Origin of the sequence: Pseudomonas sp. BW7P1 (assembly GCF_024981055.1) — a bacterium.
Taxonomy (GTDB): Bacteria; Pseudomonadota; Gammaproteobacteria; order Pseudomonadales; family Pseudomonadaceae; genus Aquipseudomonas; species Aquipseudomonas bananamidigenes.
Genome location: NZ_CP103374.1, coordinates 1,696,541 through 1,711,543, shown reverse-complemented (window position 1 = coordinate 1,711,543; position 15,003 = coordinate 1,696,541). Strand labels below are relative to the sequence as shown.

18 protein-coding genes are annotated in these 15,003 nt (G+C 61.0%); 7 read left to right on the top strand and 11 right to left on the bottom strand.

Annotated elements, in window-relative coordinates; translation table 11 throughout:
• Window positions 1–56 precede the first annotated feature (56 nt).
• Window positions 57–530 carry a cyclic nucleotide-binding domain-containing protein gene (locus NWV16_RS07770; protein WP_260522582.1) on the top strand — a complete coding sequence of 158 codons (474 nt, stop codon included), beginning with the start codon at window positions 57–59 and terminating at the stop codon, window positions 528–530.
• Here NWV16_RS07770 and NWV16_RS07765 read toward each other — a convergent pair.
• Window positions 527–811, bottom strand: a complete 285-nt coding sequence (locus NWV16_RS07765; protein ID WP_260522581.1) for a hypothetical protein — start codon at window positions 809–811, stop codon at window positions 527–529. The genes NWV16_RS07770 and NWV16_RS07765 overlap by 4 nt on opposite strands.
• A 138-nt stretch (window positions 812–949) precedes the next feature.
• Between NWV16_RS07765 and NWV16_RS07760 the strand changes: the two genes are divergently transcribed.
• The 3 genes from NWV16_RS07760 to NWV16_RS07750 all read left to right on the top strand — a co-directional run bounded on the left by NWV16_RS07760 (window position 950) and on the right by NWV16_RS07750 (window position 2,440).
• Window positions 950–1,321, top strand: coding sequence for a YajD family HNH nuclease (locus NWV16_RS07760; RefSeq protein ID WP_007944009.1), 372 nt, complete (start codon window positions 950–952; stop codon window positions 1,319–1,321).
• A 189-nt stretch (window positions 1,322–1,510) separates the two neighbouring features.
• Entirely contained in the window at window positions 1,511–1,981 is a 471-nt protein-coding gene (locus NWV16_RS07755; RefSeq protein ID WP_007958066.1) for an RNA methyltransferase, read from the top strand.
• 81 nt (window positions 1,982–2,062) lie between these two features.
• Window positions 2,063–2,440, top strand: a complete 378-nt coding sequence (locus tag NWV16_RS07750; RefSeq protein ID WP_065257664.1) for a DUF2892 domain-containing protein — start codon at window positions 2,063–2,065, stop codon at window positions 2,438–2,440.
• 127 nt (window positions 2,441–2,567) lie between these two features.
• On the opposite strand, the gene NWV16_RS07745 is transcribed toward NWV16_RS07750, so the two are convergent.
• A complete protein-coding gene (locus NWV16_RS07745; RefSeq protein ID WP_260522580.1) occupies window positions 2,568–3,797 on the bottom strand; it encodes a hypothetical protein in 1,230 nt (409 codons plus the stop codon).
• A gap of 48 nt (window positions 3,798–3,845) precedes the next feature.
• Entirely contained in the window at window positions 3,846–4,295 is a 450-nt protein-coding gene (locus tag NWV16_RS07740; protein WP_065257662.1) for a YcgN family cysteine cluster protein, read from the bottom strand.
• Window positions 4,296–4,577: 282 nt separating this feature from the next.
• On the opposite strand from NWV16_RS07740, the gene NWV16_RS07735 reads away from it, so the two are divergent.
• A complete protein-coding gene (locus NWV16_RS07735; protein ID WP_065257661.1) occupies window positions 4,578–5,171 on the top strand; it encodes a nitroreductase family protein in 594 nt (197 codons plus the stop codon).
• Window positions 5,172–5,297: 126 nt separating this feature from the next.
• On the opposite strand, the gene NWV16_RS07730 is transcribed toward NWV16_RS07735, so the two are convergent.
• The 3 genes from NWV16_RS07730 to rnd form a co-directional block, all read right to left on the bottom strand.
• The gene (locus NWV16_RS07730; RefSeq protein ID WP_260522579.1) at window positions 5,298–6,230 is read right to left on the bottom strand and encodes a D-2-hydroxyacid dehydrogenase; all 933 of its coding nucleotides are present in this window, start codon (window positions 6,228–6,230) and stop codon (window positions 5,298–5,300) included.
• A 106-nt stretch (window positions 6,231–6,336) separates the two neighbouring features.
• A complete protein-coding gene (locus NWV16_RS07725) occupies window positions 6,337–6,630 on the bottom strand; it encodes a YcgL domain-containing protein (RefSeq protein WP_065257659.1) in 294 nt (97 codons plus the stop codon).
• On the bottom strand, window positions 6,627–7,760 hold the full coding sequence (rnd, locus tag NWV16_RS07720) for a ribonuclease D (RefSeq protein ID WP_065257658.1): 1,134 nt from the start codon (window positions 7,758–7,760) through the stop codon (window positions 6,627–6,629). Before rnd ends, NWV16_RS07725 begins: the two co-directional genes overlap by 4 nt.
• 295 nt (window positions 7,761–8,055) lie before the next feature.
• On the opposite strand from rnd, the gene NWV16_RS07715 reads away from it, so the two are divergent.
• Entirely contained in the window at window positions 8,056–9,240 is a 1,185-nt protein-coding gene (locus NWV16_RS07715) for a cyanate transporter (RefSeq protein WP_260522578.1), read from the top strand.
• Between the two features lie 213 nt (window positions 9,241–9,453).
• A complete protein-coding gene (locus NWV16_RS07710; RefSeq protein WP_260522577.1) occupies window positions 9,454–10,389 on the top strand; it encodes a LysR family transcriptional regulator in 936 nt (311 codons plus the stop codon).
• Window positions 10,390–10,392: 3 nt separating this feature from the next.
• Here NWV16_RS07710 and NWV16_RS07705 read toward each other — a convergent pair whose 3' ends face one another.
• The 5 genes from NWV16_RS07705 to NWV16_RS07685 all read right to left on the bottom strand — a co-directional run bounded on the left by NWV16_RS07705 (window position 10,393) and on the right by NWV16_RS07685 (window position 15,001).
• The gene (locus NWV16_RS07705; protein WP_260522576.1) at window positions 10,393–10,758 is read right to left on the bottom strand and encodes a 5-carboxymethyl-2-hydroxymuconate Delta-isomerase; all 366 of its coding nucleotides are present in this window, start codon (window positions 10,756–10,758) and stop codon (window positions 10,393–10,395) included.
• Between the two features lie 57 nt (window positions 10,759–10,815).
• Entirely contained in the window at window positions 10,816–11,742 is a 927-nt protein-coding gene (locus NWV16_RS07700) for a LysR substrate-binding domain-containing protein (protein ID WP_260522575.1), read from the bottom strand.
• A 72-nt stretch (window positions 11,743–11,814) separates the two neighbouring features.
• Window positions 11,815–13,911 (bottom strand): DUF6311 domain-containing protein, encoded by a 2,097-nt coding sequence (locus NWV16_RS07695; RefSeq protein ID WP_260522574.1) that lies wholly within the window; start codon window positions 13,909–13,911, stop codon window positions 11,815–11,817.
• Window positions 13,908–14,294 carry a GtrA family protein gene (locus NWV16_RS07690; RefSeq protein ID WP_260522573.1) on the bottom strand — a complete coding sequence of 129 codons (387 nt, stop codon included), beginning with the start codon at window positions 14,292–14,294 and terminating at the stop codon, window positions 13,908–13,910. Before NWV16_RS07690 ends, NWV16_RS07695 begins: the two co-directional genes overlap by 4 nt.
• Window positions 14,291–15,001, bottom strand: coding sequence for a bifunctional 2-polyprenyl-6-hydroxyphenol methylase/3-demethylubiquinol 3-O-methyltransferase UbiG (locus NWV16_RS07685; protein ID WP_260522572.1), 711 nt, complete (start codon window positions 14,999–15,001; stop codon window positions 14,291–14,293). The genes NWV16_RS07690 and NWV16_RS07685 overlap by 4 nt, the downstream gene beginning before the upstream one ends.
• Window positions 15,002–15,003 lie beyond the last annotated feature (2 nt).

The window sequence follows — 15,003 nt, the reverse complement described above, 5'->3', positions numbered from 1 at the left end:
ATCAAGTCGGCTCCCGGTGAGCCTGCAACCCGACACAACAAAAAGACCGCAACGACATGTCAGAACCGACCTTACTGAACAACGAAATCCGCGACTGGCTGATGGACTGCGGCCTGTTCGACCAATTGCAACTGGCGGACTTCGCCGCCGCTTCGGGCTACTTCAGCATCAGCAGCGTGGCCGAAGGCGAGGCGATCTTTCGCGAAGGCGATGCCGGCAGCTTCATGTGCATCATCCACACCGGTCAGGTGGCCGTGCAGAAGATCGGCGCCGACGGTCAGGTCATCACCATGGCCACTCTGCGCAGCGGACGGGCCTTCGGTGAGATGGCCGTGCTCGACGGCGAACGGCGCTCGGCGACCTGTGTGGCGGCGAGCAACTGTCAGTTGCTCAACCTCGGCAAGGACTCGCTGGAAAAAATGCTCAACGACGCACCGAAGATCGCCGCCAAGATCATTCGCGCCCTCGCCGTTTCCCTCTCCAGACGCCTGCGCATGGCCGACGGCCAACTGGCGGCGCAGCAGATCTAGCCGCCGGGGGATTTGGGTTTGCCTTCGGGCTGGTCGATACCCGGCACCGGCTGATCCCTGGTCGGCGGGCTGGGCATTTCGATCGGCACCAGCGGCGGCCCGCCACTGCCGGGACCGGCCTTGGGAATCGATACCGGGCTGATCTGGGGATACGGTGTCGGTGTTGCGGTGCCGGGCGAACCCGGTTGCGGCGTCGGACTGACGGGCACCGCCTGCTGGGCCTGCGCGCCTGTTGCCGAAAGAGCGGCCAGCATGATCGCTGCCAGAATGCTGCACTTCATCGATGACTCCAATGGCCCCGGACTGGCCTCAGACTACTCCCAACCGCACTTGCGCGCTGTTCCTTTCTTGCAGAACACGCCTCGGGCTGAGCTAAACTTCCCCACATCCGTCATTAGTCTTTCTACCAAGGTGAACCCATGAGTTCGTCCACCCCGACCAACACTTCGAAGCTGGATCGCATCCTCGCCGACAACCAGCGCGACAAGGAAATGGGCTATCGCGACAAAGCCCTGAAGATGTACCCGCATGTGTGCGGCCGCTGCGCCCGCGAGTTTTCCGGCAAGCGCCTGAGCGAACTGACCGTGCATCACCGCGACCACAACCACGACAACAACCCGCAGGACGGCTCCAACTGGGAATTGCTGTGCCTGTACTGCCACGACAACGAACATTCGCGCTACACCGATCAGCAGTATTTCGGCGAAGGCTCGCTGAGCACGCCGAAGATCGCCAAGGCCACGCATAACCCGTTTGCGGCGCTGGCCGGGTTGATGAAAAAAGAAGACTGAAGATCTTCAGCGCCTGACCCAGCCCTTTCGCGAGCAGGCTCGCTCCCACATTGGTTTTGTGTACGACACCGATCTGTGGGAGCGAGCCTGCTCGCGAAGGCGGCCTGGCAGACACCGCCAATCTCAAACTGAACACCCCTCCCCCAATCCCCGTATAATCGCCCTCTTTTTTCCGAAGGCACTCCGCTCGTGGCAGACAAACGGTACAGCTGCATTGGCTTGTATAACCCCAAATCACCGGAAAACGTCGGTTCGGTGATGCGCGCCGCAGGCTGCTACGGCGTATCGACCGTGTTCTACACCGGCAAGCGCTATGAACGCGCCGCCGATTTCGTCACCGACACCAAGCGCGTGCACTACGACATCCCGTTGATCGGCATCGACGACCTGAAAAAGATCCTGCCGCTCAATTGCGTACCGGTCGCCGTGGAACTGGTCGACGGCGCCCGCCCGCTGCCGGAATACACCCACCCGGATCGCGCCCTGTACATCTTCGGCCCCGAAGACGGCTCGCTGGATCAGGAGATCCGCGACTGGTGCGAAGACGTCGTGTACATCCCGACCACCGGTTGCATGAACCTCGCCGCCACGGTCAATGTCGTGCTCTACGACCGCATGGCCAAAGGCCTGAACACCCGTTCCGGGCCGAAATTCCGCTGAAGCGCCGCACATCCGATGGAACGAGCTGACTGCCGGTGCAGTCAGCTTGTTTATCCATCACTCATTGCCTGGAGAAAGATCATGACCGAGCTCAAACGCGTCGAGCGTATCGAATCCACCCCGTTCCAGACCCGTTCCGAACAGAACGTCGAAGGCTGGGAGCGCATCGGCTCGCTGGCCGGCGGCGTGATCATGGTCGGAAAGGGTCTTCGCCGTGGCGGCGTGTTCGGCCTGATCCAGGTGGCCATCGGCGGCGTGGCCATGGCCCGAGGCATCACCGGCCACAGCTCGGTGAAAAGCCTGCTGGAAAAAAGCCGTCAGGACATGAACAACGTGCGCACGAAGATCGAGCGCGCCGGTGAAGAGCTGAGCAAGCTGAAAGCCAACGCCGAAGCGGCGACCAGAACCGCGACCGTGACCGGCAATGATTCGGTGAAGTCACCTGAAGCCGGGGTTTGATTCTGGATTTGCCTTGAGGCTGATGGCCTCATCGCTGGCAAGCCAGCTCCCACAATGTTTTGGGCTGGAGACCAATCGGTAGTCACCGCACAAACCTGTGGGAGCTGGCTTGCCAGCGATGACGGCTTTACTGCAGTAACGCGGTATCAAGGACTTTGGAAGACTCGCCGATGACGCTATCGGCGAGTTGCCCGAACGCCTTGGTATCCACTGTCCCCAGATGCATGGCCCCGCGCAGCACATCATCCAGCGACCGTTTGTTGCGGGTCTTCAGACGAATTTCACGATCCAGTTCCTGCAGCAGCAAAACCGCTTTGGATACCTGTGCCGGGCCGATCTGTTCACCGCGCAAGGTCGTTACCTTCTGGCTGTCCTTCGCCAGTTTCAGCTGCAACGCCTGATAGCGTTCATCACTCATGCCACCCGCACGACGCACCAGTTCGACGGCGTAATACTCGGCGAAACCTTCCTTGATCCAGTCGCTGCGCTGCTCGTCGTTGATCCGTGCGAACACTTGCGCCAACTCGCGAACCAAAGGGCTGCTGCCGCTTTCGCTGACCATGGGCAATCGGGTATTGAGATAGATGGACTCGTGTGCGGCCATGCTGCCGCGCCACATCGGGTCGTTGGCGCCGACGATCAGCAGCTTGCCCGGATGGCGTGGAAACACCGCTTGCACCTGCGGCCAGACGAACGTCAGCAGGGTCAGCACATCCATCCGGCGCATGCCTTGCCCTTGCGGCGAGGCCACCGTCACTTCGGTTTCGCCCAACCGCGTACGGCGGCTGCCAAGGTGGCCGGCCAGCATCCAGCCCGTGGGCCGGTCGAGCAGACGGGATGGATTGTCGATGCGGAATTTGTTCTTGCCGATACGTGGCCAGGCGGTTTCGACGCTTTTCCAGCCGTCGGGCAGTTCGAATTGCAGGCGCGAGACCAGTTCAATGCCGTCCTGCTGATCGAGCCTGGCCGGCGGCACCAGTTCATCGCCGCGCATCAGCGCCCAGGTCGGAGTCATGCGCGTGTCGAAGCTGCCGCTCTTGCGGCCGTGGCTGATGCGTACGCGGTAGGTCAGGCTGGCCTTGTCCGCCGTCGGGCGCCACACGCCGCGGGCGTGTTGGCCCGGTGTCAGTTGCCATTGGCCGTCGGCCTTGAAGTCACTGTAGCGGCTGCCGTCGCCGAGGTCGAAATCCAGACTGCGCACGGCCTCGCCTTTGGCCAGGGTCAGGCTCACTTGCGCCTGATCGCTTTGCGGCAACAGGCGCACGTGGTAATCCAGATCGACCTTCTTGGCCGCCCATACCGGCGCGCTCAGCGCCAGCAATCCGACGATCAACGTCCGGCGCAATCCCACAGCCATACACACTCCTTGTTGTAACCTGACTTTGGAACCTGAATTCTCGGGAGCCTAGCCGGCCCGGAAAATCAGGTGATCTTCCCAGTCCTCTTCCGGCACGCTGCCTTCGGCGAGCATGCGCCCGGACTGGGAAATCCGTTCGTGGTGCACCGCGTCGCGATCACCGCAGACCAGGTGGTGCCACAACGGCAGATCCTTGCCTTCGCTGACCAGCCGATAACCGCAGGTCGGCGGCAGCCATTTGAATGCTTCGGCCTGGCCCGGGGTGAGCTGGATGCAGTCCGGAACAAACTTGATGCGGTTCGGATAATCGCTGCACTGGCAGGTTTTCAGGTCCAGCAGTTTGCAGGCGATGCGCGTGTAATAGACGCTGTTGTCTTCTTCATCTTCGAGCTTCTGCAGGCAGCACAGTCCACAGCCGTCGCACAGCGATTCCCATTCCTCGTGATCCAGTTGATCGAGGGTTTTGCGTTTCCAGAACGGTTCGACTTTGGCGGCCATGGCTCAAGCATCAACATCAGGTGGTGAAAAGGCCGCCAGTCTAGTGCCCAAGGCCCTGTGGGCCAAGCGTCGGCGACTGTCGGTTGTGCGGGGCTTGTCAGTTTTTGCGCGGCCAAGTAGCTTTGCCAGTCTCAAGAAGCCCGGGCCGGAGGCCATTGACGCTCGACCGCGTTGCACTCCGGTGAACTGCACGGCTTGAGACTCGCCCCCCATCGTTCAGCCCGGCTGATCCTGCCGGGTTTCGCTTCCAACCTGTTCTCAAACGTAGCAAGGAATCTCTCGATGAGTGCCAACCCTCGCGTTGCCGATTACGCCATTCACCCGCAGTTTACCGATCGCTGGTCGCCCCGCGCCTTCACCGGCGAAGCGATCCCGGAAGAAACCCTGCTGAGCTTCTTCGAAGCCGCGCGCTGGGCACCGTCGGCGTACAACTCGCAGCCGTGGCGTTTTCTCTACGCCCGTCGCGACACGCCGAACTGGGAGCGCTACCTGGGCCTGCTCAATGAATTCAATCGTGCCTGGGCGCAGCATGCTTCGGCGCTGGTGATCGTGATTTCCAAAACCACCTTCACCGCCCCGGGTGCGACCGAGGAAACACCCGCACTGTGGCACACCTTCGACACCGGTTCTGCGTGGGGCCACCTGGCACTGCAAGCGAGCCTGAGCGGCTGGCACACTCACGGCATGGCCGGCTTCGATCAGGAGCTGACCCGCAAGGAGCTGAACATCCCGCAAGGTTACGCACTGCACGCGGCAGTCGCCGTCGGCAAGCTGGGTGACAAGGCAACCCTGGCGGACTACCTGCAGGCACGGGAAGTGCCGAGCCCGCGTCGTCCTTTGAGCGAGCTGGCGGCCGAAGGCGATTTCACCCTCTGAGCCACACTGCAAAACGAACTGTGGGAGCGGGCTTGCCCGCGAAGGCGTTGTGTCAGTCAATAATGATCGTGACTGTTACACCGCTTTCGCGAGCAAGCTCGCTCCCACATTTGTATAGCGGCGGACTCAGTAACCGCGCGCGAAATCCACTTCCCCGCGCAACGCTTCGCCCGCCTGGTACGCCCGCAGGTTATCCAGAAACAACTGCACCATCATCGGCGGCGATGTCGGTGCCGAGCTGTGCCCGGTCAACAGCAAGCCCCATGCGGTCCAGAACGGATGACGCTGTGGCAGTGGCTCCTGACGGCAAACGTCGATCACCGCGCCGGCCAGATGGCCTTCCTTCAGCGCTTCCACCAGATCCGCATCGACCACCGCCACACCGCGTCCGGCGTTGATGAACAACCCGGTCGGCTTGAATTGCTTGAACAGCGCTGCGTTGTAGATGTCATGAGTGTGCTCGGTGTTGGGCAGTAGATTGACCACGTAATCCACTTCACCCACCAGCCGTGGCAGGTCAGCCATCGAACCGACTTCGACAAACGGCGCCTGCTCCCGGGCGCTGCTGGCGATGCCATACAGCACGACGCCAAATGGCAGCAGGAACTGCGCCACGCTCTGGCCGATGTCACCGGTGCCGACGATCAGCACCTTGCGCCCCACCAGACTCTGGCCGGTGCGGTTGTCCCATTTGCGCTCGACCTGACTCACCAGCCGGGCCAGCACTTCACGCTCGTGACCGAGCATGTAGGTCAGCACGTACTCGGCCATCACCTGACCGAAAATACCGACCGCCCGGGTCAGGCGGTAATCCCGACGCAAGCCGTCGGCCAGCAGCGGCGTGATGCCGGCCCAGGTCGATTGCAGCCATCGTGGCTGATGGCCCTGACGCAACAGGGTCGCCAGCAGATCGGGCTGCCCCAGCCATACGGGGCAATCAACGGCCTGACGGGCCAGCTCGGCGGAGTCGCCGCTGGTCAGCACTTCAAGCTCGGGAGCTGCCTGACGCAGCAGCCGGGCGTATACCGCGTGGTCGTGTTCAGCAATCAGAACGCGCATCTTCAAACCTTTCGCAAGCCGTGCAGACGACCGCCCGTCTGGGGGCAGTCATCTCGGTAAAAACAGTTTCAGGGATTACAAGAGGCCCAGGACAGGGCCTCGCAGGTCAGACCGGGTCGTTGCGGCGCAGCAACTCTTCCGGCAAGTGCTCGATGTACTCTTCTTCGGCCGGCGGCATCTGCAGGTGGTAACCCTGCCTGTCGAGGTTCTCCAGGACGACGGCGATGTCTTCGCTGGCCAGCTTGCGCTCGGGGGTCAGCACCAGATCGAAGGAATGCTTCGCCTTGCCGAACGCCGCCATCAGACCTTCCGGCACGCGCTCCAGGGCATCACTCTTGAGCACGTAGAGGTACATGCCGCTCTTTTTCGAACTTTGATAAATGGAGCAAATACGTTTCAAGGCTGTTCTCCGGCGGTGGCCAGGCTGTCGAGCAGCTTCTGGCCCATCAATTCGCGGCGCCAGCCACGCAGCGAATCAGGCAATTGATAAGGCCCCTCGGGGAAGCCGCTTTTGACCAGCGCTTCGAGGGTTTTCTTGCGCAGCATCAGTTCCGGCGCGATCCCCAGGCGTTCGGCTTCGGCCTGACCGAGGGCCCGCAACCGTTTGATCAGCGCGGCGGCTTCGATCGGCAGCGGTTCCGGCACGGCCGGCGGCCACTGGTCAGGCCCCACACTGCCAGAGCGCTTGATCAGATCAAGCAGAAATTCGCCGTCCTGACGCACGGTACGCGGATGCATGTCTTCGATCTTGCCCAGCGCGCTGAGGCTGTCAGGTTGCGTGCGGGCCAGCGGCCACAGCGAATGCTCACGGACAATACGATTGCGCGGCAGGTCGCGGGCACGGGCCTCGCGTTCACGCCAGGCGCAGAGTTCGCGCAACACGGCCAGTTGAGCGCGGGACAGTTTCCACGCCAGCTTCGCCTCGCGATACACCTCGTAGGGATCGGTCTCGCGGCGCAGGTTGGCGACCAGTTCGGCGCCGTCCTCCAGCACCCAGGCAAATTTGTCGTCGGACAGTTTCGGACGCAGTTGTACGAAAACCTCCGCCAGATGCACGGCGTCTTCGGCGGCATAGCTGATCTGCGTGTCGGACAACGGACGCTGCAGCCAGTCGGAACGGGTTTCACCCTTCGGCAGTTCAATGCCGAGCACTTCCTGCACCAGACGCGAATAGCCCATCGAGAACCCGAGGTTCAGGTAGGCAGCCGCCAGTTGCGTGTCGAACAGCGGCGCCGGCAGGCTGCCGGTCAGGCGCAACAGGACTTCGAGGTCTTCGCTGCAGGCATGCAGCACTTTGAGCACCGCCGGGTTTTCCAGCAACGCCGCCAGCGGTTGCCAGGCGTCAATGGTCAGCGGGTCGATGAGATAGGCGCGTTTGCCGTCGCCGACCTGCAACAGGCCGGCAATCGGGTAGAAGGTGTCGACCCGCATGAATTCGGTGTCGAGGGCAACGAAAGGCAACTGCTGCCACTCGGCGCAAAACCGCGCGAGGCTATCGTTGTCGCGAATCCAGTGAATATCGATGGCCACACGGCTCTCCCTTCAAGAATGGCGCGCAGTATATATCGCCATCGGTGCTTTCCGCGCCTCCGCAAGGTCTGTGCTTTGATGAAATTGCCTGCCTGAGAACAAGAATAGTCTTACAGAAAGATTCCGCAGACTCGGTTCCTGACCAGGACTGCCTTCTGTCTGAACCGCCAATGAACCTGTCAAACCCGCCAATCGACTGGCTATCGACTTTTTAAATACCACCCGGGATTTTCTGATTTGCCGCCGGCGGCACTGCGCTCGCTTAATCGCTGGGCGTTCACTCAAAGGTCCGAACATGGAAAGTACACGCGTCACTTCCCGCCCTGCTGTCTGGCTGATGCTCGGCATCATTCTGGTCGCCCTCAACCTGCGCCCGTCGATGGCCGCCATCGGGCCTTTGCTGTCGGCGATTCGCGGCGATATTGCGCTGAGCTTCAGTCTGGCATCGCTGCTTACCATGCTGCCGGTGATGGCGATGGGACTGGCGATGTTCTTCGGCGTCGGCATCAGCCAGCGCCTCGGCGAGCAACGCACGGTGGTGCTGTCGTTGCTGATCATCGGAGTGGCGACCCTGTCCCGGCTGTTTCTCGATTCGGCACCGCAACTGATCGTCAGTGCCGTCCTGGCCGGGTTCGGCATCGCGCTGATCCAGGCCTTGATGCCGGCGCTGATCAAGTCGCGGTTTCCCGGCAACGTGGCACTCTGCATGGGGCTCTATGTCACATCGATCATGGGCGGTGCCGCACTGGCCGCCTCGCTCGCGCCGCGGGTGATGCTCGACACCGGCAGCTGGCGTGCCGGGCTGGCGATCTGGGCGGTATTGGCGCTGCTGGCGTTGGTGTTCTGGTGGTCACAACGCGAGGACGCCCCGCCCTGCACGATCACGGCAGTGAAGAAAAAATCCTTCATCAATCATCCCCGCGCCTGGCTGCTCGCCCTCTTTTTCGGTCTTGGAACGGCGTCCTACACCTGTGTGCTGGCCTGGCTCGCGCCGTATTACGTGGAAAAAGGCTGGAGTGAGCAGAATGCCGGTCTGCTGTTGGGTTTTCTGACGGCCATGGAAGTGATTTCAGGCCTGGTGGTTCCGGCGATTGCCAACCGAAGCCGTGACCGGCGCCTGGTGCTGGGCGCCCTGCTGGTGCTGATCATTGCCGGGTTCTGTGGGCTGATCCTCAGCCCGCAACACCTGAGTCTGCTGTGGCCGTGCCTGCTGGGGCTGGGGATTGGCGGGTTGTTTCCGATGAGCCTGATCGTTTCCCTCGACCACCTCGACAACCCGCAACACGCAGGCGGTCTGACGGCTTTCGTACAAGGTGTCGGCTATCTGATCGCCGGCCTCTCACCGCTATTGGCAGGGGTGATCCGCGATCGGCTGGGCAGCTTCGAATGGGCCTGGTGGTCGCTGACTGCGGTGATGGCGGTCATGCTGCTGATGGTGCTGCGTTTCGACCCTCGAGATTACGCCCGGCACTTTCACTGATCGGGCGTTGTGCACGGCTCTTCCCTTGTCTGGTTAAAGGCTTCTGGCCATCTTTCGCACGAAGGATTTGATACGTCGTATTACTAAAACTTTCTGTCCCACAACTGTCCGTGAAAAATCCTACAGGGCTTTCTCCTGGCACCATCGTTCCGTTACGATCATGCGCACACGTTTGCGCGGATTCGGCGCAAGGAGCACAGCGAGACGGAACGGATGCTGAACAGTAACTTGCTTAGAAAGCTCGACATGCAGGATCTCATGGTGTTTGTCGCCGTGTATGAGCAAAGCAGCGTCACCGATGTGTCGGAGGCGCTGTTTGTCAGTCAGTCCACCGTCAGTTACTGCCTGAAGAAACTGCGCACCAGTTTTGAAGACGAGCTGTTCGTCAACACCCGCACGGGCATGCGCCCGACCTACAAGGCCAGCAGCATGTATGGCCACGTGCAGAAAATCCTCGAAAGCATCAACCTGTGCCACGCCGGCGCCCCGGCGTTCGACCCGATGGCACAGCCGGTGACCTTCAACATCTGCGCCCCGGAATACTTCGAACAACTGATCCTGCCGCGCATGTTGAAGCGTTTCGACTTCGACGATCTGCCGGTGATGGTCAACATGCACAAGTTCGAAACCGATGTCCCGGCACAGGAGTTGCGCGACGGCAGCCTCGACCTGGTGATCTGTTTCGGTCCGCACTTCCATCGCAGCCATGCCGACCTGAAATCCCGGATGTTGCTGGAAGATGATCTGGTCTGCGTTTTCGACAAACGTGCGACACCGCTGGAGCCACGTCTCAGCCTGCAAGCGTTCACCGAGCGGCGGCATGTGTTCCCCACGCCCTGGACCTCGACCACCAACATGGTCGATGGCTGGCTGGCACGGCAGGCACAGAAGCGCCAGATCGTCGCCCGCTCCAACAGCTACAGCGCCGCCTTGAAGATGATTACCGGAACGGATTTCATCCTGACCCTGCCCCGGCGGATCCAGCGCTTGCTGACCAACGATGCGGTGTTCAATCACTGCGAGGCGCCCAACGGCCTGCCGGGTTTCACTCTGGACATGCAGTGGAGTCACAGCGTCGATCAGGACAGCGCCAACCTGTGGCTGCGCGAGCAGATCATCAAGACCTGCGCGGAGCTGGAAGCGGCCTGAGTCCTACATGCCGATGGCGGTTTTGCTGTAGGAATCGCGGTCGATATCCAGCAACTCCACACACAGCTGGACTTCGACCCCGGTCGGCCATTCGCACAACTCCTGCAGCACCGCCAGCAGGCTCTGCGAGAGTTGTTTCTTGATTTCCGGCGAGCGGCCACTGAGCAGTGCCAGCTTCACGTGCACGAAGGCGCGCTCGCCCATGCCGGTACCGACCTTGAAGGTCTCGACCTTCACCGCGCGGCTCTTGATGTCGAACTCCGCCGCGAACTGACCGGACGCCACCAACGTGTTATTGAGCCGGATCAACGCCACATCGGCGTTCAGTTGCGGCAGGTTGGCGGTGTACTCCACGTGCAGGTGTGGCATCGAAAGACTCCAATCGGTCGGCAGAAAGGTCGTACATATACCACAGCAACGGCTGACTCACGCCAACGATGGCATCAGAGGCCGCTCGCTCATGAACTGTTCCAGCCGTGAGCGCAGCCAGCGCTCGGCCGGGTCGCTGTCGACATGGCTGAGCCAGACCATCGACAGATCGAGTGTCGGGGTCTTGAACGGGAATGCTTCCTTGAACAGCAGCCCTGAGGCGGCCATGGCCTCGGCCGTGTAGTCCGGCAGGCTGGCGATCAGATCAGTGCCCGCGAGCAGCGCCGGCAAGGCGCTGTATTGCGGCACCGACAACACCACCTGACGGGTGCGACCGAGATCCGCCAGCCACTCATCGGCATAGCCACTGACATTGGCCGTGTGGGAAACCAGTACGTGCGGACGTGCGCAATATTCATCGAGGGTCAACGGGGTGTCGGACTTGTCGGCACGCAGGATGCTCGGCTGGATATGTCGCAACAGCTTGCGCTTGGCATTGGCCGGCAGGCCCCGGGTCTGGCTGATACCGACGGTGATGTCACCCGCCGCCAGCAGATCGGGAATCCGCCAGTAATCGACATGCTGCACCACAAACACCACGTTTGGTGCTTCCTGGCGCAAGGCGCGCAACAGCGGCGGCAGCAGACCGAACTCGACATCGTCCGACAGGCCGATGCGAAAGGTCATGGTGCTGACGGCGGGATCGAAATCACGGGTCAGGCTCAGCGCCACGGACAGCGAGTCCAGCGCGGGTTTGAGATGGCGATAGATGTCCTCGGCGCGGGCTGTCGGCTCCATGCGATGACCGACGCGAATGAACAATGGATCGTTGAGCATGGTGCGCAAGCGATTGAGCGCCGAACTGATGGTCGGCTGGCCGAGAAACAGCTTTTCCGCCGCCCGTGTCACGTTGCGTTCGAGCATCAAGGTTTCGAACACCACCATCAGGTTGATGTCGGCTTTGCGAAGTTCATTGCGGTTCATCCATTGCCCCCTGTCCCCGGATTGCGGGCAGTGTAGAAAGGCTGCAGGGGCAGCGTCCATCAAAACGGTGCGTCATTGCACCGTCAGAGACTTCAGCCCCAGGCCCATGACCCGCGAATCATCATTGATACCCAGCTGCCGGGGACTGATGGCATCCGGCAATTGCAGTTCGATAGTGAGCCGGTCGTCTCTCGCAAGGCGCTGACTGAGCGAGGAACTGATCGGAACCTCCAGGCGATTGCCAAGGAGCTGTGTCAGACTCGTGCTCAATACCTGTTCGCCATTGAGGTTCACGATCACTCGCTGAGCGGGATGCTGTGGCTGGACGAAGGCCAATGCGTAGAGCACGATTGAACGCGCCTGCGGCACCAGGCGCATTTCGATTTTCGCCTGTTGCCCGTCCGTCCATGTGCCCCAGCTTTCCGGTGTCGACCAGCCGTCGGCCAGTTGTCGGTTCCGATAGTTGAATGTCAGCGTTTGTCCAGGCACCGAGAGGGGAATCATGGATATCCGCTGCCCCTCATCCTTGATGGACAGACACTGTGCGCAACTTTTCCACCCGGGAGCGAGCACAATGAGGCCATCCACACGGGTCAACAGATCGGATTCACTGTTGATGCTTTTGGCTGCGTCCGCCAGGACGTCGTCACTCAGGATGTACAGCGAGTCCGCGTCGTAACGCCCCGAGTCGAGCATGCCTCGTGCTTTCTGCTGCGCCAGCGTCAGTGCCGAAGCGCTCACGCGTGCCAGATAGACGGCATCGGTCTTCATGCCGTGAGCAGCGGCAAACCCGGCAATCACCTGCCATCGATCGTTCTGATTCTGCGGCATCAGACTGCGGACATTCGCGTAATGCCCGGCTGCGCTTGCCCAGAAAGAATCGTGCATCGGGCTGCCCCAGGTCGCCGATGGCGCAAGCATTTTCCCCTGTCTCAACCCAAGCCAGCCATTGCGGGTATCGGCGACCTGGACCACCAGTGCTGTGGCGAGCAAAAAAATGACAACACGCGGTCGGTAACCACGCACCACGAGATAAAGCACGCCCAGAACAAGGGCATACAGCACCGGCCAGAACATCCGCCCCGAGGCCCGGAAGACATTGGCCAACTTGAGGATCATCTCCGGCAGCGGATAAACGACGGTCAATGAGCCGATTCCGATCTGATTCGACAGTGCGAAAACCCATAGTCCGAACAAGGCCAGCAACAGCCATGGACGTGCGTGCACCATGTCCTTCAAGGGTTGGCGGTTGCCCATCCAGGCAATCATTGCCACAGGCACCATCAGGAGAACGCCCAGCCCCATGTAATTGAAGCCTTCAAAGTCATCCTCGCGTTTTGGTAAATCGGGCAGGACCCGGGACCAGCCCGCCGGATCGACCGGCGACAGCACATTCATCCGGTACAAGCCGAAGCCGGCCGAGGCCGCACCATCGGCAATGCTGAAATAGCCGGCCTGCCAGCAGCACACGCTCACCAGCGCAAACAGCAATCCACCTTCGATCAGCCCCTGACGCGGGGTCAATTGGCGACTGAATGCCTTGCCCAACAGATCCGCCAGCCAGATCAGGGCCACCATGGCCAGCAGGTAGGCATGCACCCATGACGTCACCGCCAGCAACGAACCCCAGGTCCAATGGCGTCGACGCAGACCCGGCACCAGCGCCAGATACAGCGCGGCCAGAATCAGGAAATGTCCCGCCAGAGAAAGATGCGCGCCCATGCGCAGAAGCATGACTGGCGAAAACACCAGCAGGCCCGTGCCCAACAGGCGAATCACGGGATTGCCACTGATCAGCCCGAGCAGTTTCCAGCCGAACCAGGCTTGCAGGACACAACACGCCAGCAGCCACAGGCCAAAGTACTGGAAGGTGTCCGGCAACCACGCACTGAAGGGCTTGAACAACAACGCCAACAAGGGATTGGAGTCGGAAAAGATGATCGAACTGCTCAGTTCCAGGCCATAGGACGGATTGAGCCCGAGCGGAAAAGTCCAGGGCGCACGTCGGAAGAATTCCCAGCCCAGATAATGCGTCGCCGGATCACCCTGTTCCAGCCAGGCAATGTTTTGCGGATTCAGCGCCTGCGGCCCGATCGTCAGGAAAAACACCAGCGCCCCCAACAGCAACGGCAGCAAGGAGAGCGCCGGGTGCTCGCGTATATCCTTCATCGATAGGTCCAGAAGTTGTGCAGTACGAAAGTGAATGCCGGAATGGTCAGCGCAACCGCCACGATACCCAGCAGGTAGTGCAGCCCTGCCATCTGCGCGGCCCAGGCGACGAACATCGCCAAAAGAAAACCTCCCGCCGAAACCAGCAGGAATCGCAGCAGCGTTTTACCGTGCAAACGAGCGGAAAAACTCCAGGTGGTGTTGATCACGTAGGACACCACTGTCGCAATGGCAAATGCCACGCCGTTAGCCAGCGGCGGCTGAGGACTCACGAAGTTGATGAAAAAAACCGCTACCAGCGCATGCAACGCGGTGACGAACAGACCTGTCACAGCAAAGCGCAGGCCACGCCGGATCAGCGCGTCTTTCCCGGCAGACGTCACGGTTTGCGCGCCAGCACGAATACACTCAGTCCGGCCAGGCGGTTCATGCCCATCAAAGGTAGCTCCAGGCTGCACAGGGTCTTGAGCAGCGTATTAACCAGCGGGTGATGTTTTTTCAGTTGCGAGCGCGGTTTCGAACCACTTGAACCACCGGGAATCAGGCGCGACGCAACGGCAATCGGGAACACTGCGCCGAAGTAATAAGCGCCTTTCTCGACCGTCAATCCGGCGTTCTTTGTCAGAGACTCGAACTGGCTCAGGGTATAGCGGCGTTTGTGCTCGAGAAAATCATCGTGCCCGCTCCACATGAACTGGAACGCCGGCACGGTCATCAGGAAGCGGCTGCCGGACGGCACTTTGTCGACATAGGACTTGAGCAGACCCAGATCGTCGTCGACGTGTTCCAGCACATCCATCAGCAATACCAGATCGGCGTCCACGGTATCGATCGCACGGCGGTAATGCACAGGTTTACCACCCGTGCTGGCACTGGATTCGGCGGGATAGCTGATGTCCACGCACCAGGCCTCATGCGCTCCCGTGCGGGCCAATAAATGATGGGAGAAAAAACCGGACCCGGCGCCGACGTCAAGGATGCTTTTTATCGGTGTCTCCCCCAGCAACCGGCGGGTCGCCGCTGCTTTGGAAGCGTAATACCAATGCTCGCCGATGCTGTCGCCGAGGATATCGGTTTCCTTGAGGTCCATGC